Raw genomic sequence first — 19,908 nt, 5'->3', positions numbered from 1 at the left:
TTGAGTGTTCACACAAATTGTATGATAACGAACGTAGAAGAAGTCACCCTGACTAAGTCTAAAAGGGGCTATAGCTCAGCTGGGAGAGCGCCTGCCTTGCACGCAGGAGGTCAGCAGTTCGATCCTGCTTAGCTCCACCAAATTCTTCGTTATGCGTCTTTGCTTAATGACTCGTTTAGTGAACTAAACGTCGCCATCAAGCGCCTAGCTTAACTCGAATTATTAACTTCTTCATAAAGAACGAGAGACCAAATTAAAGGTTACTTTTTAGTGATTTTCAATTTGGTTTTTTTAACCAAGTTTTTAACCGAATGCGTGTTAATTACGATTTCTTTAACAATCTGGAAAGCTGATATTTATATCCCGATATAAGTAGTTTTATCGACTAGTTATATCACGTTAGCTTTAGGTAAGTAACGAGTGTCGCGCTCATTACTTTAATGAATAAAGCTAACAACCGAAATAAGACTTCCTTATCTTATTTCATTCTAATTCAAGTGCTATTTATAGTACGTGAAAATGTCAGACATACATTGATACTCAGTTTTGTCACTGAGTAACCTAAAATATTTAGGGTTGTATGGTTAAGTGACTAAGCGTATATGGTGGATGCCTTGGCAGTTAGAGGCGATGAAGGACGTGTTAATCTGCGATAAGCTGTGTTAAGTCGATAAAAGACGTTACAGACACAGATTTCCGAATGGGGAAACCCAATGTCATAAGACATTATCATTAACTGAATACATAGGTTAATGAGGCGAACCGGGAGAACTGAAACATCTAAGTACCCCGAGGAAAAGAAATCAACCGAGATTTCGTTAGTAGCGGCGAGCGAACGCGAATTAGCCCTTAAGCGTATGGGCGTCAGTGGAACAAGCTGGAAAGCTTGGCGATACAGGGTGATAGCCCCGTACACGAAGACAAACATATTGTGAAAACGAGTAGGTCGGCACACGTGAAATGTTGACTGAATATGGGGGGACCATCCTCCAAGGCTAAATACTCCTAACTGACCGATAGTGAACCAGTACCGTGAGGGAAAGGCGAAAAGAACCCCTGTGAGGGGAGTGAAATAGAACCTGAAACCGTATACGTACAAGCAGTGGAAGCCTTCGGGTGACTGCGTACCTTTTGTATAATGGGTCAGCGACTTATTTTTAGTAGCAAGGTTAACCGATTAGGGGAGCCGTAGCGAAAGCGAGTGTTAACTGCGCGTACAGTTGCTAGGAATAGACCCGAAACCCGGCGATCTACCCATGGGCAGGTTGAAGGTTGAGTAACATCAACTGGAGGACCGAACACACGTATGTTGAAAAATGCGGTGATGACTTGTGGGTCGGAGTGAAAGGCTAATCAAGCCGGGAGATAGCTGGTTCTCCCCGAAATCTATTTAGGTAGAGCCTCGCACGAACACCATTGGGGGTAGAGCACTGTTAAGGCTAGGGGGTCATCCCGACTTACCAACCCTTTGCAAACTCCGAATACCAATGAGTGATATGCGGGAGACACACTATGGGTGCTAACGTCCATAGTGAAGAGGGAAACAACCCAGACCGCCAGCTAAGGTCCCAAAGTACTAGTTAAGTGGGAAACGATGTGGAAAGGCATAGACAGCTAGGAGGTTGGCTTAGAAGCAGCCATCCTTTAAAGAAAGCGTAATAGCTCACTAGTCGAGTCGGTCTGCGCGGAAGATGTAACGGGGCTAAACTAGTCACCGAAGCTGCGGATTTAAATCTTTGATTTAAGTGGTAGGGGAGCGTTCTGTAAGCCGTTGAAGGTGTGTTGTAAGGCATGCTGGAGGTATCAGAAGTGCGAATGCTGACATGAGTAACGATAATGGGAGTGAAAAACTCCCACGCCGAAAGACCAAGGTTTCCTGTCCCATGTTAATCAGGGCAGGGTAAGTCGGCCCCTAAGGCGAGGCCGAAAGGCGTAGTCGATGGGAAACAGATTAATATTTCTGTACTTCTATATATTGCGAAGGAGGGACGGAGCAGGCTAAACAGGCATGGCGTTGGTAGTCCATGTGAAAGTGAGTAGGTTGAGAACTTAGGCAAATCCGGGTTCTTAAGACTGAGACACGAGACGATACTCTACGGAGTAGAAGCTGTTGATGCCATACTTCCAGGAAAAGCTTCTAAGCATCAGATATATAGGAACCGTACCCCAAACCGACACAGGTGGTTAGGTAGAGAATACTAAGGCGCTTGAGAGAACTCGGGTGAAGGAACTAGGCAAAATAGTACCGTAACTTCGGGAGAAGGTACGCTGTCGACGGTGATGAGACTTGCTCTTTAAGCTGTTGACAGTCGAAGTAACCAGGTGGCTGGAACTGTTTATTAAAAACACAGCACTGTGCAAAATCGAAAGATGACGTATACGGTGTGACGCCTGCCCGGTGCCGGAAGGTTAATTGATTGGGTTAGCTCTGCGAAGCTCATGATCGAAGCCCCGGTAAACGGCGGCCGTAACTATAACGGTCCTAAGGTAGCGAAATTCCTTGTCGGGTAAGTTCCGACCTGCACGAATGGCGTAATCATGGCCACACTGTCTCCACCCGAGACTCAGTGAAATTGAATTTGCGGTTAAGATGCCGTATACCCGCGGCTAGACGGAAAGACCCCGTGAACCTTTACTATAGCTTGACAGTGAACATTGCTCCTACATGTGTAGGATAGGTGGGAGGCTTTGAAGCATGCACGCCAGTGTGTGTGGAGCCAACCTTGAAATACCACCCTTGTATGCGTGATGTTCTAACCTAGGGCCCTGATCGGGCTTGGGGACACTGTCTGGTGGGTAGTTTGACTGGGGCGGTCTCCTCCCAAAGAGTAACGGAGGAGCACGAAGGTTGGCTAAGTACGGTCGGACATCGTACGGTTAGTGCAATGGCATAAGCCAGCTTAACTGCGAGACAGACACGTCGAGCAGGTGCGAAAGCAGGTCATAGTGATCCGGTGGTTCTGTATGGAAGGGCCATCGCTCAACGGATAAAAGGTACTCCGGGGATAACAGGCTGATACCGCCCAAGAGTTCATATCGACGGCGGTGTTTGGCACCTCGATGTCGGCTCATCACATCCTGGGGCTGAAGTCGGTCCCAAGGGTATGGCTGTTCGCCATTTAAAGTGGTACGCGAGCTGGGTTTAGAACGTCGTGAGACAGTTCGGTCCCTATCTGCCGTGGGCGTTTGAGAATTGAAGAGGGCTGCTCCTAGTACGAGAGGACCGGAGTGGACGAACCACTGGTGTTCGGGTTGTCATGCCAATGGCATTGCCCGGTAGCTACGTTCGGAACTGATAACCGCTGAAAGCATCTAAGCGGGAAACAGGCTTTGAGATGAGTTCTCACTGGAGATTTAATCTCCCTAAAGGGTCGTTGGAGACTACAACGTTGATAGGTCAGGTGTGTAAGGGTTGTGAGGCCTTGAGCTAACTGATACTAATTGCCCGTGAGGCTTAACCATACAACACCTAAATGTTTTAGGAATGTTTGATAACATCACGTACTGTGCCTTGAATTAGAATAACGATAGATATCAGAATTCCGAGATTGTGTTTACGAAAGTAGACGAAAAAAGATTATGCTTGATGACAATAGCATTGTAGAACCACCTGACTCCATGCCGAACTCAGTAGTGAAATGCAATAGCGCCGATGGTAGTGTGGGAGTTCCCATGTGAGAGTAGGACATCATCAAGCTTCTATTAAGAGAAACCCGTAGCGAAAGCTACGGGTTTTTTAACCTTTAATGGTTAAATAATTAGTAAGTTGTTTAACCATTAAAGGTTTTTATCTGGTAACCATAGCATTGTAGAACCACCTGACTCCATGCCGAACTCAGTAGTGAAATGCAATAGCGCCGATGGTAGTGTGGGAGTTCCCATGTGAGAGTAGGACATTACCAGATTCTTATTTATAGCATTCCATCTAAAGAAGTGATCACTTTCTTAGACGGAATGGTATTAAGCCCTTGTCTAGCGACAAGGGCTTTTTTCGTTTACAGTAGTTTTATTTTATTTATCTATGTTTGAACCTAACCTAACTTGGCAGAATGCTAAGAAAAGAGCTGAAGTTATATATCAGATCAGATCCTTTTTTTATCAAAAAGGTGTTGTTGAAATAGAAACGCCTTTATTATCACAAGGTACAGTGACAGATAAATACATGGAAGCTTTTGCCACTCAACCTAATAGTACAGCTTCATCACCAACTTATTATTTACAAACTTCGCCAGAATTTGCAATGAAGAGGCTTTTAGCTGCGGGTTACAAAGATATTTATCAACTATGTAAAGCTTTTAGAGATGAAGAGCAAGGACGGTATCATAATCCTGAATTTACTATTCTTGAATGGTATCGCGTTGGTATCGATCACCGTGAGTTAATGCAAGAGGTTGATGCTTTATTAATGTCAGTATTAGCTTGCAAGTCATCAGAAATTATTACTTATAGAAATATTTTTATTAAAGAGTTAGCAATCGATCCTTTGACGGCAACAACAGAGGAGTTGAAACGTTTGCTTTATGAAAAAGGTGTTGAAGGTGAATGGATTGTAAATGAAATCGATAAGGATATTTTGCTACAGGTGTTATTTTCTGAATGTATTGAAAAAAATATTGGCCAAGATAAGCCTTGTATCGTGTATGAATTTCCTGCATCACAAGCATCCCTTGCCAAAATTTGCCAAGAGAATCCTAAAGTCTCTGAACGGTTTGAGGTGTATTTTAAAGGTATTGAGCTCGCGAATGGTTTTCATGAGCTATGCGATGCTACAGAGCAATTAGCTCGGTTTAAACGAGATAATATCCACAGAGTTAAAGAAGGAAAAGATACTAAACCGATTGATAAACGCTTCATAGAGGCTTTAGAGTCAGGCTTACCCAGTTGCTCAGGGGTCGCATTAGGTATTGATAGACTTTTGATGATTGCGTTAGGTTTAAACCATATTGAACAATCGATCTGTTTTATGTTTGATAATGCTTAATAGTTTATATTGTGACAATGTATCATGTGTGATATTATCTCACTAATTGGTTAGGATAAGGTTAAGCTCATTGTGTTAGATAGAATTGGTATTACAGCGACATCTTTATGTGCATTGCATTGCATATTGCTGCCTGTTATTTTACCAGCACTTCCTTTATTGGGGTTAAGCTTCTTAGCTGACCATACTTGGGAGCATGTATTTTTACTTGTGACGGGTATCCTTGGTTCTATTGCCATGTTTTCAGGGTTTAAACGTTATCACAAAAGGCTATATCCATTTTATTTATTGATTTTAGGTCTAGTTATTTACTGGATGAAGCATGATTTTTCTGAACAAGCTCAGCCTTTCTTCATCATAATAGGAGCAACATTAATTGTTGCTGCCCATGTGATTAATCTGAAGCTTTGTAATAATTGTAAACGCTGTGATGAACACGGTTGCTCAAGCTAGAGCTTGAATTTAAAGTTTTAAATCTTTTAACTTCCTAGTTAGTGTATTTCTGCCCCAACCAAGTTTTTTTGCCGCTTCTTGTTTATGACCATTGGTTACTTTTAGGGCTGCTTGTATCATTATTTTTTCAAATTCCGGCAGCGCTTCTTCTAATAATCCATTTTCTCCTGAAGATAACTTTTCATTAGCCCATCGTTTAAGTAGTAATTGCCAACTTACACCTTCAGCATCGTAGCTGATAGCTTCTTGAGTGAGTTCGCTAGGTAAGTCTTCTAGGTGAATTTCTTTACTACTTGCCATAACAGTTAAAAATCGGCAAATATTTTCAAGTTGTCTGACATTGCCTGGCCAATCAAATTGCTTAAGGTATTCAACAGTAGGTCTGTCTAATGTTTTAGTTTCAACGCTTAGTTCAATAGCGGCATGTTTAAGGAAGTGTTCACAAAGTTGTGGGATATCTTCTCTACGTTCACGTAAACTCGGAATATGAATTCTGATAACATTTAATCGATGGAACAAGTCTTCCCTAAAGTCACCAGCACGAACTTTATCTTCTAAATTTTGATGAGTCGCCGCAAGTATACGAACATCTACTTGAATAGGGGAGTGACCACCTACACGATAGAATTGCCCGTCGGCTAATACCCTTAATAACCGAGTTTGAATATCTAGCGGCATATCACCAATTTCATCAAGAAATAAGGTGCCATTATGCGCTTGTTCGAATCGCCCTTGTCTTACAGAATTCGCGCCAGTGAATGCGCCTTTTTCGTGTCCGAATAATTCTGATTCGATCAAATCTTTAGGAATTGCCGCCATGTTAAGTGGAATAAAGGGAGCTTTTGCTCTCGGACTGTGCATATGTAATGCATGGGCGACAAGTTCTTTACCTGTTCCTGACTCACCATTTATTAAAACACTAATACTAGATCGAGATAAACGTCCAATAGCTCGAAAAACTTCTTGCATGGCAGGTGCTTCACCAATAATGCCAACAGCGGCTGAGCTGGGCGCATCTTGGCGCGTTTTCGCTTTTACTTCGTGTGCATGAGCCAAGGCTCGTTTGCTTAATGCAAGTGCTTCATCAATATCGAATGGTTTTGGTAAGTATTCGAATGCCCCACCTTGATAAGCATTAACTGCGCTATCTAAGTCTGAGTGCGCGGTCATAATGATCACTGGAATATCTGGAAAACGTAGATTGATATCATTTAATAATTCCATGCCATCGATATTAGGCATGCGAATATCAGATATGATCACTTCGGGTTGACCGTGATCTAGAGCAGTTAACACATTTTCTGCACTATCAAATGACGCGGAACTGATATTTGCATTTGCAAAGGCTTTTTCTAATACCCAGCGGATGGAACTGTCATCGTCTACAACCCAAACTTGTTCTGTAATCATGGCGTTTTATCTTCTGAAATTGGTAATAAAATAATAAATTCGGTATGACCCGGGCGGCTAATACAGGAGATTTTCCCTTTGTGTTGGTTAATGAGCGTTTGTGAAATGGCAAGGCCTAAACCTGTGCCGTTAGAGCGTCCTGAAACCATAGGATAAAATAAGGTGTCTTGAATTTTACTTGGGATACCAGGCCCATTATCGATAATGCTAATTTGTGCTGCAAGTTTAATACGACGGCCATTAATGGTTTTATTACTGGCAGCTCGCGTTTTTAACCGTACAACACCACTTTCGCCGATAACTTGAATGGCATTACTAACAATATTTAGTAACGCTTGCTGTATTTTATCAGCATCAAAGTTTATATCCGGTAACGAGGGGTCGTAATCTTTAATAATTTTGATGTTGTTGGGGTTATTGAAACTAATTAGCTGAGCAACTTTTTCTAAAATAAGGTGAATATTTTGACTATTAAAATTTGGTAATTGATTAGGGCCTAGTAAGCGATCAACTAAATTTGTTAACCTATCTGCTTGTTCAATGATCATTGCCGTGTATTCTTGTTGCTCTGGCGTAATTTCTTTATTTAGCAATTGAGCAGCACCTCGTAAACCACCGAGTGGATTTTTTATTTCGTGTGCTAAACCGCGAATTAAATCACGCGCAGACTCCCACTGCTGATGCTGAAATGCTTCTTCACTAATTTGCTTCTGCTGATCGATTTGTTTAATTTCAAGTAATATAAACGGAGCATTATCTAAGGAAAATGAGGACGCTGTTAGTTCAACGGTGATTATACGTTTATCAAAAAACTCTAAAACAACATCACTATCACTAAACTCTTGGCCAGAGGTCAACAATTGTTTTAAACGTATACTACTGATAGGGCTATTAAAAAAAACATGTTGTAAACTTTGATTGCGCAACTTGTTAAGGCTTTTAACCAATAATGCTTCGGTCGCTGGATTTGCGTATTGAATATTTAATTGGCTATCAAGCACAATCACAGCTGTTACCATATGATTAGGTAAATTCTGTTGATAATATAATTTTGCGGTTGCGTCTAATTTTTTTGTACTAGGCATAAAACCTCTATGCACTAAAATGGTGCGAATATTTTTTAGTGTAAAGTTAAAACCTATTTATTGCACGATTATATCGGCTAATTAGCGCTTATTTTTGAAGCTCTGTGCATATAAAAGGTTATTTGCTTAGACGATGCAATAACCTTGCCTTTCTCATTAAGAAGGGATAATTTTAATTGATGTTCACCCCTGTCAATATTAGACAGCCTAAACTGAGCATAGCTTTGCGGAGAGTTATGAGGTTTATTATCGAGTAAAAGTTGAATGGTGTGCCCTTGCTTGAACAGGGGTTTTATTCTACCTTGCACCAAAAGAGAACCTGTATTGTCTCTAATTGTTTGTTTATTGCTAGGTTGAGTAATTTCGACATTGAATTTATCTTCAATAACCTTAGGTTTTATATCCAGAATGGAGGTATCTACATGGGTAGAGATAATGTTTTTCTCTTGAACCTCAACTTCTTCGGCGCCGGGGCGTGGGGTATCTGAATAAACGACTTTACCAGATTCATCAACCCAAACATAAACCTTAGTAGATGCAGCATTGGCCGCTTGTAGACAAGAAATACAAAAAAGTAGAGCACATATTAAATAGATATTTTTCAATGTGTGCTCCTTATAAATAAATCGATTACCTTTTAATCTATCTAAAAAATATCAAATTAGCTACAAAAAAGCTCACCGAAGTGAGCTTTTTCTTTAATCTCAGTGAATTACTGATTAAACACTGTAATACATTTGGAACTCAACTGGATGAGTTGTCATATTAAGAGTTTCAACTTCTTCACGTTTCAAGCCGATATAAGCATTAATCATATCGATGTCCATAACGCCACCAGCTGTTAAGAAATCATTATCTGCTTCTAGGGCATCTAGCGCTTCTTCAAGTGATGAAGCGACTTGTGGAATAGCTGCTGCTTCTTCTGCAGGTAAGTCGTACAAGTCTTTGTCCATTGCATCACCAGGGTGAATTTTGTTTTTAATACCGTCTAGACCTGCCATTAGCATCGCTGAGAATGCTAAGTAAGGGTTAGCTGTAGGATCAGGGAAACGTGCTTCAATACGACGTGCTTTCGGTGACGGCACCACTGGAATACGAATAGATGCTGAGCGGTTACGTGCTGAGTAAGCAAGCATTACAGGCGCTTCAAAACCAGGTACTAAACGTTTGTATGAGTTAGTTGAAGCATTAGTAAATGCGTTTAATGCTTTAGCATGCTTAATGATACCACCGATGTAATAAAGTGCAGTTTCAGAAAGTCCGCCATATTTATCACCAGCAAAAAGGTTCACGCCGTCTTTTGCTAATGATTGATGAACATGCATACCAGTGCCATTGTCACCTACGAGTGGTTTAGGCATGAAAGTCGCTGTTTTACCGTAAGCATGTGCAACGTTATGAACAACATACTTGTAAATTTGTACTTCATCAGCCTTTTTAACCATGGTATTAAAACGACATGCGATTTCGTTTTGACCAGCTGTGGCTACTTCATGGTGATGTGCTTCAACAACTAAGCCCATTTCTTCCATGACTAAACACATTGCTGAACGTAAATCTTGTGAAGAATCAACCGGTGCTACTGGGAAGTAACCACCTTTTACACCTGGACGATGACCAGTGTTGCCATCTTCATAAGAAGTGTTTGAATTCCATGCTGCTTCTTTATCGTCGATTGAGTAGCTTGCACCGCTCATGTCTGCTTTAAACTTAACATCATCGAATACGAAAAACTCTGGTTCAGGACCAATAAGTACTGTGTCTGCTATACCTGTAGAGCGCATGTATTCTTCAGCGCGATGTGCCACAGAACGAGGATCACGGCTATAACCTTGCATTGTTCCTGGTTCAACGATGTCACAACGGATGTTTAAGGTAACTTCTTCTGTGAATGGGTCTAAAACAGCAGTAGATGCATCAGGCATTAATACCATGTCTGATTCGTTAATGCCTTTCCAGCCTGCAATTGAAGAACCATCAAACATTTTTCCATCTTCGAAGAAGTCTTCATCAACTTGATGGTACGGTAATGAAACATGCTGTTCTTTACCTTTTGAATCAGTAAAACGTAAGTCAACGAACTTAACGTCATTTTCTTTGATTAAGTCTAATACTGCTTGTGACATGAGTGTCTCCAGTGAAATGAACAAAATTAATATAAATGCTTGTACCGCATTTTGCTTTGCTAGGGTGTAAGCTAAAAGTGTGCCAAGCGATAACTGACTGTAATATAAGTACTTTAATAAAAATAAGTTTTGCTATTGCACCAATATGATCCGTACATTGCATCTGTATGGTGCAATAGCAGTGTAAGAGACAATGTGTTATTTTTCTAGCAAATGAAATTTATATTTCATTATATTTTCATTGTTAGGGAGACTGCTGTACAATACGCGCCCAATTGAAGCCCTTTGAGCAAATTCCAGTGTTAGATAAATTACGTAACATCGCTATTATAGCCCACGTTGACCATGGTAAAACTACCTTGGTTGATAAATTATTAGATCAATCAGGTACATTAGATTCAAGAACAGATCTTGAAGAACGTGTGATGGACTCAAACGATATCGAAAAAGAACGCGGTATCACCATTTTGGCGAAAAACACAGCCATTAATTGGCAAGACTACCGAGTAAACATTGTGGATACTCCTGGTCACGCCGATTTCGGTGGTGAAGTTGAGCGTGTAATGTCGATGGTTGACTCTGTACTGCTTATTGTAGATGCACAAGAAGGCCCAATGCCGCAAACACGCTTTGTAACGCAAAAAGCGTTTGCTCAAGGATTAAAGCCAATTGTTGTTATTAATAAAATTGATAAGCCAGGTGCTCGTGCTGAATGGGTAATGGATCAAGTATTTGATTTATTTGATAACCTTGGCGCTACAGATGAACAATTAGATTTCCAAGTTGTTTATGCATCAGCAATCAATGGTTGGGCGTCTTTAGAAGAGGGTGAAGAAGGTGCAGATATGACGCCGCTTTTCCAAACCATTGTTGATCAAGTACCTGCACCAGAAGCTGATCCAGAAGGTGCATTCCAAATGCAAATTTCTCAACTGGATTACAGCTCTTATTTAGGCGTAATTGGTGTTGGTCGTATCACCCGCGGTACTGTTAAGCCTAACCAACAAGTGACTGTTCAGGGTGCGAGTGGAAAAATACACAATGGCAAAGTAGGAAAAGTATTTGGCTACCTAGGCTTAGAGCGTCACGAAACAGATTTAGCTGAAGCTGGTGATATTATTGCTATTACGGGCTTAGGTGAATTAAAAATATCTGATACGATTTGCTGTCCAAATGAAGTTGCACCTTTACCACCGTTATCTGTTGATGAACCAACAGTAACAATGACATTCCAAGTAAATACATCACCTTTTTCCGGTAAAGAAGGTAAGTATGTTACTTCTCGTAATATTAAAGATCGTTTAGATAAAGAGCTTGTTCATAATGTTGCCTTACGCGTTGAACAATTAGACGATCCAGATAAATTCAAAGTGTCAGGTCGTGGCGAACTTCACTTAGGTATTTTAATTGAAAATATGCGTCGCGAAGGCTATGAATTAGCCGTTTCGCGCCCTGAAGTTATTATGCGTGAAGTAGATGGTCAAATTGAAGAACCTTATGAAACAGTAACTATTGATGTTGAAGAAGAGCATCAAGGTTCAATCATGGAAAAAATGGGTTTACGTAAAGCAGAACTTACAGACATGGCCCCTGATGGTAAAGGCCGTATTCGCATGGACTTTATCATGCCAAGTCGTGGTTTGATTGGTTTCCAAACTGAGTTTATGACATTAACGTCAGGTTCTGGGTTGATTTATCATACGTTCTTCGAATATGGACCACATAAAGGTGGCGAAATTGGCCAGCGTTTGAATGGTGTTATGATCGCTAATGCTACGGGTAAAGCGTTAACTAATGCTTTATTTAATCTTCAGGAACGTGGTCGTTTAATGATTGGTCATGGTGTTGAGGTTTATGAAGGTATGGTGATCGGTATTCATAGCCGTGATAATGACCTAACAGTAAATGCCCTTAAAGGTAAGCAGTTAACTAACGTTCGTGCGTCAGGAACTGACGAAGCGCAAGTGTTAACACCGCCAATCTTGATGACATTAGAGCAAGCGTTAGAATTTATTGATGACGATGAGCTTGTTGAAGTAACGCCAGAGAATATTCGTATTCGTAAGAAATGGTTAAAAGAGTCTGATAGAAAGCGTGAAAGCAGAACAGCTAAAAAATCATAGTTTTATTTATTAGCAATAAATAAGCAATAAAAATACCGCGTAATCGCGGTATTTTTTTGCCTTTTAAAAATGTTCTGGTTTTGCGTTCGACTTGCATTTTCTATCGCTGTAGTGGCTGAAGAACGTTTCATCTGTAAGAGTGAAACAGCAGTAAGACAAATATGTTAAATACGATGTAATAGTAATACCAATTCGCATAAAGATTAAGTCAGTTCAGAGCGATGTCAGAGGTGGGAGAATAAGCGAAACGTGTGTAGGTATAGTTGTTCTACATCAAACTCGTTTTGCGCAATTATCGCGCCTCTAACACGCTCCCAAAGGGCGAGTTTAAACGCGCTTCATAGCCTGTGTTGTTGATTTTAACAAGGATGCTACAAGGATGTAGCTTATTAGAGAACGCAGGAGCACGTTCTCCTGAATAACCATTCTCTGCAATCAACGCCGTGCCTCTAAAGCGTTTAATTCTCGCTGAATGACCGAATATTTATGCGAATTGGTATAAGGTAAGCCAAAGCAGTAGGTTTTGTGAGATATATCTCAAGCTGCTGTCAGCATTTTGATTATTCTCTATCATATATATCCAGTAGTGCTTTTTTAACCTTTTAATTTTAATAGGTTTTTATTTTTTTGAATCTTGGTTTTTGTTTTCTGATAACTTAAGGATATTAATACTCGCTGGCTGAATGCTCATTCACTGCTACACTTATTTCCATAGTAAATACCTGAACTTGAATGCTATGGAGTGGTTAGCAGGGGTGTAGTAATGGAAAGAAATAACATAAACAGGTTAAATGTGCTTTTTGAAAAAGCGATGTCTAACCAAGCAAACTTACTGGAGCGTAAAGAACTGAATCGGCTTTATCAAGCGTTTATTGATGATGGACGTGATAAGCCAAAAGCTACGGCTATTAGACATGAACATATAAAAGTAGCAATTGGATAAGAGAATTATCATAACAATAACGATAAAAGGAATTAAAGATGTCTCCTGAGCAACTTAAAAAGCTGCATTCACTAAGCCAACTCTTTAGGGATGGGCAAGCAGGAAGTGAGCAAGTGAAAGAGTTATCTGAGCTGCTAGCCTCGATAAATCATCATTTTGATCCAGATAATGATCTCGCGAGTGAAGAAAGATTAACGATAAGAAACAGAGTAAATTAATTTACTCTGTTTTTAATGTCTCAATAAATGCTTGAGAATCATCAATTGAACGATTCATTTGTTCTATTAATTGAGCAACATTTTGTTTGATACTCGTATATTCAGCGTTTAATGAACCAATTGCTTTAGCGTTTAAGTTATGTTTCAAATATAACATGTTGTCTTGTAAAGCAGATAAAACCGGTTGCATTTTATCTTTGGCACGATGCATTGCTCGGATAACATTCTTATAACGACGTTCTGTGTCACGAAGTTGCGCTTGGCTTTGTTGTTTGTACTGCTGATTAGAAAATTGTTCTATCTCATCTTGCCATTCATCAAAGAGTGCCTGAGCCACATCTTCAATGAGTGAAATGCGTTCGGCAACATCCTCTGCAGCTTCTTTACTTGATTCATAATGATCTTTACTACGTTCATAGTGTGATTGTAGCTCGCCGCCTTCAAAATTCATCAACTTGGTAAATTGCTCAAGTGCATCTTGGAACTCTTGCTTAGCCTCTTCTTGCGAATCTGTCGCCTTTTCTACGCGATCAATGAGAATGTCACGTTTATGTGTACCGACTTTTTCCATCGCAGAATAATAGGCGGATTGACAACCGACGAGAATAAACAGCGATATTATTCCCATCAATTTAATAGATTTATTACAGAACATGATAATTAGCTTCTAAATTTAGCGGCATCAATAATTGCCCATACGTGAAAAATAAACCCTGGTATCGCCATAAAAAATAAAATTCCTGTTGCCGCTAGAGAGTAATTTACCCACGTGAGCAAGAAAAAAATAATCGCTGCAAGTATTCTCCCTTGTACTAATTGACCCAAGCCTGCGATAAAAAAACTACAGATAGCGGCTAATACATTACCACCAGAACCTTGACTAGACATAATTTCTCCTTTTTGTATTTTTAAACTACAGTAAAGCTATGGTAGGCTTTCATCAGTAAACCATCATATACTCTATCATTAAACGATGTCACTAATTATGCAATATGAGCTTTGTAAATAAAATTGTAAATTCTCAACAATGGGTCTCTATAAGCCAATTTATCGTGTTTTTTGTTAAACGTTTGTTCGTTGAACAAATTCATGTCAATGCTGGCTATTTAGCCTATGTCACTTTAATGTCATTGGTGCCATTAGTGGTCGTTATGTTATCTGTGATGACGGCATTTCCAATTTTTAGTGAAATTAAAATTCTTATTGAAAATTTTGTCTATCAAAATTTCTTACCTGCTGCCGGTGATGTTGTGAGAGAGCACATTACTGGATTTGCAACGAATGCTTCTAAAATGTCAGCAGTGGCAATTACCTTCTTATTTGTGTTTGCTCTGATGTTGATTTCAGCTATTGATAAAACATTGAATAAACTATGGCGAGTGACTAAAAAAAGACGTTTGATCACTGCTTTTTCGATGTATTGGATGGTATTAACATTGGGCCCTGTTCTGGTTGGTAGTAGTATTGCTGCAACATCTTATGTCGTTTCATTTATGTCATTAGATGGCTATGAACTGTTTGGACTTGATCATATTGTAATGCGTTTAGTGCCATTACTTACATCGGTCGCGGCTTTTCTGATCATTTATTTAGTGATCCCAAATAAATATATTCCTTTTAAATATGCAATATCTGGTGCAACACTTGCGGCAATACTATTTGAAATTGCAAAGAAAGGGTTTGCTTTCTATGTTACACAACTTCCTTCCTATCAAGCTATCTATGGGGCTTTAGCAACAATACCTATATTGTTTTTATGGGTTTACTTGTCTTGGCTTATTGTGCTGTTTGGTGCAATTTTTACTGTGTGTTTGCAAGATTTTAAAACAGAATCTGCCGCAGAGGAGCAATAGAAAGTGACTAGAATATTAAACCCAAAAATATCTCCATTTCATACTGAGTTTGTTGATGTAGGTGATCAACATCAAATTTACCTAGAGCAAGCAGGTAACGCAGAAGGGATCCCTGTTCTTTACTTGCATGGTGGGCCTGGTGGTGGCACAAGTGAGAATCATCGGCGATATTTTGATCCTGAAAAATATCACTATATAAGTTTTGATCAACGAGGCTGTGGTCAATCTACACCTGCGGCTGACATTGAGAATAATACCTCTAACAAACTCATTGATGATATCGAATTTATTCGCCAACATTTAAAGATAGAACAATGGTTAGTGGTTGGTGGTTCTTGGGGAACGACTCTGGCTTTATTATATGGCATTGAACATCCTCAACGTGTCTTAGGTTTTATATTACGAGGTGTGTTCTTAGCAACTCAGCAAGAATATAACTGGTTGTATCAACCCGGTGGTGTGCAAGGTTTTTTTCCTGACTATTATCAAGATTTCTTATCACCATTAGATGAAACTCAAAAGTTAGATCCTATTAAAGGGTATGGAGATATTTTCGCGAGTGATAATGAATTAGCGATAAGCGCAGCCTGTAAAGCCTGGTATTTATGGGAGCTGAGGCTTTCAAGTATTGAGTATCCTCCATTAGGCCTTGCCCACGTTGAAGACTTTCATCAGGCCTGTTGTATGGCGAAAATATCACAGCATTACTTTCAACAAAAAAGCTTTATTAAAGAAAATCATATTATTGAAAATATTAAGAAAATCTCTAATATACCTGCCATTGTTATACATGGCCGCTATGATATGGTTTGCCAGCTTCAGCACGCGCATAGACTTGTTGAACATTGGCCTAGTGCTCGTTTGCAAATTTTACCGCAAGCAGGGCACAGCGGTTTTGAAAGCCAGACAATTGACGCGATGTGTAAAGGAACAGATGTAATGGCAGATTTTTTAAGAGATAAGTAATCATGATTGCATTAATTCAGCGTGTGAGCCAAGCTTCAGTTGACGTTGATCACAACACTGTAGGTAAAATAGAAAAAGGTTTGTTGGTGTTATTAGCGATCGAACCAGAAGATAACGAGATGAAAGCAGCTCGGCTTGCTGAGCGTGTGGCTGGTTACCGAGTGTTTGAAGATGAAAATGGAAAAATGAACCTCAATGTTGGCCAAGCAGAAGGGGACATTTTAGTGGTATCTCAGTTCACTCTTGCGGCAGATACCTCTAGAGGTATGCGTCCAAGCTTTACAGGTGCAGCTGCGCCTGAATTTAGTAACACATTATATCAATATTTTTGTCAGCGACTACGAGACAAAGGTTTTCGTGTACCAACTGGCATTTTTGGCGCAGACATGAAAGTTAGTTTGCTTAACGACGGACCTGTTACTTTTCAATTAACGATCTAAGCTACGGTGTAACCAAAGTTTACGCGCACGATTTAAGTATCGTGAAGGAATATGCTTATTTTCAATTTCGTGTGCGTCACTAGGGTGCAAGTGAACAATAATGTTTTTATAGTATGGTACTTGAAAGTAAATCAGTGAACGTGTTCGTTTTATTTTATTGAGCTGCTGTAAAACTTCATTTATTTTAATATTTGAGTGATTTGAAATGTTTAACGTAATCCAACTGTGTTCATTTGATTGGCGTATTATTGAGTCAATTAACGGCCATTCACCATCATTTTTTTGTGAAGAAAAGATATCGTAAATGAGCCAATTTATGGCTGACGTTGAATGATTCAACAGCCATCGTTTAGCAGGTTGTTGATGAATTAAATATGGATGATTATCAGGGTTAAAATACTGATGAAAGCATTCTATCACCTCATTACTCTGCTCAATACTTTCGATGACACTGTTTGGCGATATGTGCGACAGAAAACGTAATAAATTTCCACCGCCTAAGCCAAATTCCACTACACGTTTAGGCATGATAAATAGTAAAGGCAACATCATAAAATATTGGTGTGGTAATGTTAAAACGAAAGGTTTGCGTTTTAACATAATACTTTGTGTGGTTTGTCCGAAGTTCAACCAACGGTAGTGTGAATTTTCTACAATAGATAACGAGAAGTTGTTATTTAGATAATAACGTACTTTTCCTTGTTGTAAATGTGATTCTAATTTCATTTAATACTATATTAACGACACTCTATATTACAGCATAGACAATGATTTCATGTATCGCCCCTCAAACGCAGGAACAATTTAAACAGTACTATTTTTTACGTTGGCAAGAGCTGAGAGCTCCGTGGCGACAACCTAAAGGTAGCGAGCAAGATGAACTAGAAGCGATAGCTTTCCATCGTATGCTTGTTGATGAGCAAGGTAAAGTTTATGCTGTTGGCCGACTGCATATTGACAACGAATGGCTTGGTCATATCCGTTATGTAGCGACAGACAATAATCAACAAGGAAAGGGGCTAGGTAAACTAATAATGCTGGCGCTAGAACAACTAGCTAAAACGCACGGTGTGCATACTATCTGTTTGAATGCACGTGAAAATGCATTAATGTTTTATCAGAATATTGGCTACACAACTAAATCCATCGCTCATAAACTTTACGATGACATTCAACATTTTTCGATGGAAAAAAAGTTAGCTGAAATTCCAGAGAATCAATGTTCATTGATTAAATCGTTACAGCAAAAATGGCATAACACCATACCGCTAAGTAAAGTGATGGGTATTACAGCCGATTTTTATGATGGTAATACTTTTTTAACACATTGTGATATTGCAATTAATAAGAATATTCATCAAACAATGTTTGCTGGCAGTATTTATACTTTAGCTACTTTAACCGGCTGGGGATGGGTTTATCTACAAATTAATGCACAAAATATTCAAGGTGATATTGTACTTGCAGATGGCAAAATCAAATATTATAAACCGATTCCAGATGGAGCAAATGGGGTGATTAAACGTGAGAATACTTCAGGTGATGCATTGCAAAAAGAGCGAAAAGGTAAGACAAGTTTTATTGTTGAAGTGGGTATATATACAGGAGATAGCTTAGCGGCTCAATTTACTGGTAAATATGTAGTGGTGAAGAAACAATGAAAAGTCTTTGGTTCATTTTTTCTTTTATTTCATGCTTTAGTTATGCTCAACAAAGCATAGAGCAAGTACTAAATGATTTTCATAAAGCAGCGGGTGAAGCTAACTTTACAAGCTATTTCGCTTTATTGGCTAACGACAGTATTTTTCTTGGTACTGATGCGACGGAGCGTTGGGATAAAGCGAGTTTTAAAGCCTTTGCAAAACCACACTTTGATAAAGGAAACGGTTGGCTTTATCAGCCGACACACAGAAATATTACCATCATAGAAGCGAATAAAATCGCAATGTTTGATGAGTTATTAGAAAATGAATTTTATGGTCAATGTAGAGGATCAGGAATCATTGTAAAACGTGAAGGACGTTGGAAGATTTTGCAATATAATTTATCAATTCCTGTACCAAATAAGCTTTCAAAGCAAGTTGTATCCATCATAAACGGTTCAAAAAACAAGTGAGATTAACGAGCAATGGCTAATAAGCAAGACGCTATCAATATAAAAAAACCATCTGTTGGGATTATCGGCTGTGGCTGGTTGGGCTTAGCGTTAGCGAAAAAATGTATAGAAAAGTCAATTAACGTGTTAGTTACAACACAAAGTGAAACAAGTTTAACAAAAGTGAAAGCGAACGGCTTGCATGGTCATATGTTAAGTTTACCTTTAGCACCTGATGATACTAATCACTACGCTGTTTTTGATCAGGATGTTTTAATCATTTGCATTCCCCCTAAACTTCGTCACGGTCAGAAGAATTATGCTGAAAATATCAAAAGTATCGTTAAATTATCGAAAAATAATCATGTTCGAAAAGTTGTGTTGATTAGTACGACTGCAGTCTATCAAGGGTACATTGGCGAAGTTGATGAAGACACGCCATTAAAACTTGATATTGAAAAGGTAGCGATTTTATCGGAGGCTGAGCAGGAAGTTTGTTCGTTTAGTGATAACAGTGTCGTGCTGAGATGTGCAGGGCTGGTAGGCCCTGGAAGGAATCCAGGAAACTTTTTTGTTAAAGATAAAGTGGTACAATCACCAAATGCATACGTTAATTTAGTGCATCAGTTCGATGTTGTTGAGCAAATATTTGCTTTTATCACACAGCAATTACCTGGCGGTATATATAACTGTGTCAGTGATATGCAGGTTACCAAACAACATTTTTATGAAGTAGCTGCTAAATCAGCGGGAAGGCCAATTCCTGTATTTGATCAATTATCTGAGCTTGATTTAGGTAAATATGTTTTAGCAAATAAGTTACGTCAAACATCACCTGTACAACATCGGTATGACGATCTGATCGCTTGGCTATCTACTCCCCAGAATGATGTATAGGACGTGTTAATGTCAAAAACCAAACAAACGTGTTTTTTTAGTCTTTGCTTATTTTTCCATGTATTTTTATTTAACTTAGTCATGGTAAATAGCAATGGGCTTCATTTTTATTGGCAAGAAAACTTAAACCTTAAAGCCCTTTTGGTGTATTTATTGACGGCGCTATCAGGAGGTGGTGTGTATTTTATCACGGGGTATATAAGGAAAGTAATCGTTCAGATGGAAAAAACAAACTCTGATCATATTTGGCCAATATTGTCAGTAGTCGTGTTAAGCCTATTAATTTTATTATTAGTTTTTTAAGCCTACCTGTAATGA

19 protein-coding genes, 1 tRNA gene and 3 rRNA genes are annotated in these 19,908 nt (G+C 39.2%); 16 read left to right on the top strand and 7 right to left on the bottom strand.

Features of this window, described 5'->3' with window-relative positions; translation table 11 throughout:
- The first annotated feature begins 64 nt into the window (after positions 1–64).
- From QUE72_RS16075 to QUE72_RS16050, 6 genes are all read left to right on the top strand, one after another.
- A tRNA-Ala gene (locus QUE72_RS16075) sits at positions 65–140 on the top strand.
- Positions 141–582: 442 nt separating this feature from the next.
- Positions 583–3,462 (top strand): 23S ribosomal RNA (locus QUE72_RS16070).
- Between the two features lie 120 nt (positions 3,463–3,582).
- Positions 3,583–3,697 (top strand): 5S ribosomal RNA (gene rrf, locus QUE72_RS16065).
- Between the two features lie 93 nt (positions 3,698–3,790).
- Positions 3,791–3,905, top strand: a 5S ribosomal RNA gene (gene rrf, locus QUE72_RS16060).
- A gap of 116 nt (positions 3,906–4,021) precedes the next feature.
- Positions 4,022–4,981: an elongation factor P--(R)-beta-lysine ligase gene (gene epmA / locus QUE72_RS16055; protein WP_286270111.1), complete on the top strand. Its 960-nt coding sequence runs from the start codon at positions 4,022–4,024 to the stop codon at positions 4,979–4,981.
- A gap of 72 nt (positions 4,982–5,053) precedes the next feature.
- The gene (locus QUE72_RS16050; RefSeq protein WP_074499513.1) at positions 5,054–5,434 is read left to right on the top strand and encodes a MerC domain-containing protein; all 381 of its coding nucleotides are present in this window, start codon (positions 5,054–5,056) and stop codon (positions 5,432–5,434) included.
- 9 nt (positions 5,435–5,443) lie between these two features.
- Here the strand turns inward: QUE72_RS16050 and glnG are convergent, their stop codons facing one another.
- The 4 genes from glnG to glnA all read right to left on the bottom strand — a co-directional run bounded on the left by glnG (position 5,444) and on the right by glnA (position 10,055).
- A complete protein-coding gene (gene glnG / locus QUE72_RS16045; protein ID WP_074499514.1) occupies positions 5,444–6,844 on the bottom strand; it encodes a nitrogen regulation protein NR(I) in 1,401 nt (466 codons plus the stop codon).
- Positions 6,841–7,929, bottom strand: coding sequence for a nitrogen regulation protein NR(II) (gene glnL, locus QUE72_RS16040; RefSeq protein WP_286270108.1), 1,089 nt, complete (start codon positions 7,927–7,929; stop codon positions 6,841–6,843). Before glnL ends, glnG begins: the two co-directional genes overlap by 4 nt.
- A 77-nt stretch (positions 7,930–8,006) precedes the next feature.
- On the bottom strand, positions 8,007–8,534 hold the full coding sequence (locus QUE72_RS16035) for a DUF4124 domain-containing protein (protein WP_286270106.1): 528 nt from the start codon (positions 8,532–8,534) through the stop codon (positions 8,007–8,009).
- A gap of 114 nt (positions 8,535–8,648) precedes the next feature.
- Complete coding sequence (gene glnA, locus QUE72_RS16030; RefSeq protein WP_074499517.1) at positions 8,649–10,055, bottom strand: glutamate--ammonia ligase; 1,407 nt, start codon at positions 10,053–10,055, stop codon at positions 8,649–8,651.
- 299 nt (positions 10,056–10,354) lie between these two features.
- Between glnA and typA the strand changes: the two genes are divergently transcribed.
- The 3 genes from typA to QUE72_RS16015 all read left to right on the top strand — a co-directional run bounded on the left by typA (position 10,355) and on the right by QUE72_RS16015 (position 13,339).
- A complete protein-coding gene (gene typA, locus QUE72_RS16025) occupies positions 10,355–12,178 on the top strand; it encodes a translational GTPase TypA (protein WP_175573136.1) in 1,824 nt (607 codons plus the stop codon).
- A 763-nt stretch (positions 12,179–12,941) separates the two neighbouring features.
- Entirely contained in the window at positions 12,942–13,121 is a 180-nt protein-coding gene (locus tag QUE72_RS16020; RefSeq protein ID WP_074495191.1) for a hypothetical protein, read from the top strand.
- A gap of 38 nt (positions 13,122–13,159) precedes the next feature.
- A complete protein-coding gene (locus QUE72_RS16015; RefSeq protein ID WP_074495193.1) occupies positions 13,160–13,339 on the top strand; it encodes a hypothetical protein in 180 nt (59 codons plus the stop codon).
- 1 nt (position 13,340) lies between these two features.
- Here QUE72_RS16015 and QUE72_RS16010 read toward each other — a convergent pair whose 3' ends face one another.
- Positions 13,341–13,994: a DUF2959 domain-containing protein gene (locus tag QUE72_RS16010; protein WP_074495194.1), complete on the bottom strand. Its 654-nt coding sequence runs from the start codon at positions 13,992–13,994 to the stop codon at positions 13,341–13,343.
- 5 nt (positions 13,995–13,999) lie between these two features.
- Entirely contained in the window at positions 14,000–14,227 is a 228-nt protein-coding gene (locus QUE72_RS16005; RefSeq protein WP_074495195.1) for a hypothetical protein, read from the bottom strand.
- Positions 14,228–14,331: 104 nt separating this feature from the next.
- Between QUE72_RS16005 and QUE72_RS16000 the strand changes: the two genes are divergently transcribed.
- Genes QUE72_RS16000 through dtd form a run of 3 tightly spaced genes read left to right on the top strand, consistent with a single transcriptional unit; the run spans position 14,332 to position 16,598 of the window.
- Positions 14,332–15,192: a virulence factor BrkB family protein gene (locus QUE72_RS16000; RefSeq protein ID WP_286270103.1), complete on the top strand. Its 861-nt coding sequence runs from the start codon at positions 14,332–14,334 to the stop codon at positions 15,190–15,192.
- 3 nt (positions 15,193–15,195) lie between these two features.
- Positions 15,196–16,158 carry a prolyl aminopeptidase gene (pip, locus tag QUE72_RS15995; protein ID WP_286270101.1) on the top strand — a complete coding sequence of 321 codons (963 nt, stop codon included), beginning with the start codon at positions 15,196–15,198 and terminating at the stop codon, positions 16,156–16,158.
- Between the two features lie 2 nt (positions 16,159–16,160).
- Positions 16,161–16,598 carry a D-aminoacyl-tRNA deacylase gene (gene dtd, locus QUE72_RS15990; RefSeq protein WP_074495202.1) on the top strand — a complete coding sequence of 146 codons (438 nt, stop codon included), beginning with the start codon at positions 16,161–16,163 and terminating at the stop codon, positions 16,596–16,598.
- Here dtd and QUE72_RS15985 read toward each other — a convergent pair.
- A complete protein-coding gene (locus QUE72_RS15985; protein WP_286270099.1) occupies positions 16,587–17,324 on the bottom strand; it encodes a polyamine aminopropyltransferase in 738 nt (245 codons plus the stop codon). The genes dtd and QUE72_RS15985 overlap by 12 nt on opposite strands.
- 41 nt (positions 17,325–17,365) lie before the next feature.
- Between QUE72_RS15985 and QUE72_RS15980 the strand changes: the two genes are divergently transcribed.
- From QUE72_RS15980 to QUE72_RS15965, 4 genes are read left to right on the top strand one after another with little or no spacing between them, the layout of a single operon-like run.
- Positions 17,366–18,259 carry a bifunctional GNAT family N-acetyltransferase/hotdog fold thioesterase gene (locus tag QUE72_RS15980; RefSeq protein ID WP_286270098.1) on the top strand — a complete coding sequence of 298 codons (894 nt, stop codon included), beginning with the start codon at positions 17,366–17,368 and terminating at the stop codon, positions 18,257–18,259.
- Entirely contained in the window at positions 18,256–18,714 is a 459-nt protein-coding gene (locus QUE72_RS15975) for a nuclear transport factor 2 family protein (protein ID WP_286270097.1), read from the top strand. Before QUE72_RS15980 ends, QUE72_RS15975 begins: the two co-directional genes overlap by 4 nt.
- 12 nt (positions 18,715–18,726) lie before the next feature.
- A complete protein-coding gene (locus QUE72_RS15970; protein ID WP_286270095.1) occupies positions 18,727–19,590 on the top strand; it encodes an NAD(P)-binding domain-containing protein in 864 nt (287 codons plus the stop codon).
- A 9-nt stretch (positions 19,591–19,599) separates the two neighbouring features.
- The gene (locus tag QUE72_RS15965) at positions 19,600–19,893 is read left to right on the top strand and encodes a hypothetical protein (RefSeq protein WP_074495214.1); all 294 of its coding nucleotides are present in this window, start codon (positions 19,600–19,602) and stop codon (positions 19,891–19,893) included.
- Positions 19,894–19,908 lie beyond the last annotated feature (15 nt).

Origin of the sequence: Thalassotalea hakodatensis (genome assembly GCF_030295995.1) — a bacterium.
Taxonomy (GTDB): Bacteria; Pseudomonadota; Gammaproteobacteria; order Enterobacterales; family Alteromonadaceae; genus Thalassotalea_C; species Thalassotalea_C hakodatensis.
This window is presented reverse-complemented; position numbering and strand designations above follow the sequence as displayed.

Excerpts from the sequence above, each read along its gene's own strand:
- epmA (WP_286270111.1), top strand. The coding sequence starts at position 4,022 with ATGTTTGAACCTAACCTAACTTGGCAGAATGCTAAGAAAAGAGCTGAA.
- glnG (WP_074499514.1), bottom strand. The coding sequence starts at position 6,844 with ATGATTACAGAACAAGTTTGGGTTGTAGACGATGACAGTTCCATCCGC.
- glnL (WP_286270108.1), bottom strand. The coding sequence starts at position 7,929 with ATGCCTAGTACAAAAAAATTAGACGCAACCGCAAAATTATATTATCAA.
- glnA (WP_074499517.1), bottom strand. The coding sequence starts at position 10,055 with ATGTCACAAGCAGTATTAGACTTAATCAAAGAAAATGACGTTAAGTTC.
- QUE72_RS16020 (WP_074495191.1), top strand. The coding sequence starts at position 12,942 with ATGGAAAGAAATAACATAAACAGGTTAAATGTGCTTTTTGAAAAAGCG.
- QUE72_RS16015 (WP_074495193.1), top strand. The coding sequence starts at position 13,160 with ATGTCTCCTGAGCAACTTAAAAAGCTGCATTCACTAAGCCAACTCTTT.
- QUE72_RS16010 (WP_074495194.1), bottom strand. The coding sequence starts at position 13,994 with ATGTTCTGTAATAAATCTATTAAATTGATGGGAATAATATCGCTGTTT.
- QUE72_RS16005 (WP_074495195.1), bottom strand. The coding sequence starts at position 14,227 with ATGTCTAGTCAAGGTTCTGGTGGTAATGTATTAGCCGCTATCTGTAGT.
- QUE72_RS16000 (WP_286270103.1), top strand. The coding sequence starts at position 14,332 with ATGAGCTTTGTAAATAAAATTGTAAATTCTCAACAATGGGTCTCTATA.
- dtd (WP_074495202.1), top strand. The coding sequence starts at position 16,161 with ATGATTGCATTAATTCAGCGTGTGAGCCAAGCTTCAGTTGACGTTGAT.
- QUE72_RS15985 (WP_286270099.1), bottom strand. The coding sequence starts at position 17,324 with ATGAAATTAGAATCACATTTACAACAAGGAAAAGTACGTTATTATCTA.
- QUE72_RS15980 (WP_286270098.1), top strand. The coding sequence starts at position 17,366 with ATGATTTCATGTATCGCCCCTCAAACGCAGGAACAATTTAAACAGTAC.
- QUE72_RS15975 (WP_286270097.1), top strand. The coding sequence starts at position 18,256 with ATGAAAAGTCTTTGGTTCATTTTTTCTTTTATTTCATGCTTTAGTTAT.
- QUE72_RS15970 (WP_286270095.1), top strand. The coding sequence starts at position 18,727 with ATGGCTAATAAGCAAGACGCTATCAATATAAAAAAACCATCTGTTGGG.
- QUE72_RS15965 (WP_074495214.1), top strand. The coding sequence starts at position 19,600 with ATGTCAAAAACCAAACAAACGTGTTTTTTTAGTCTTTGCTTATTTTTC.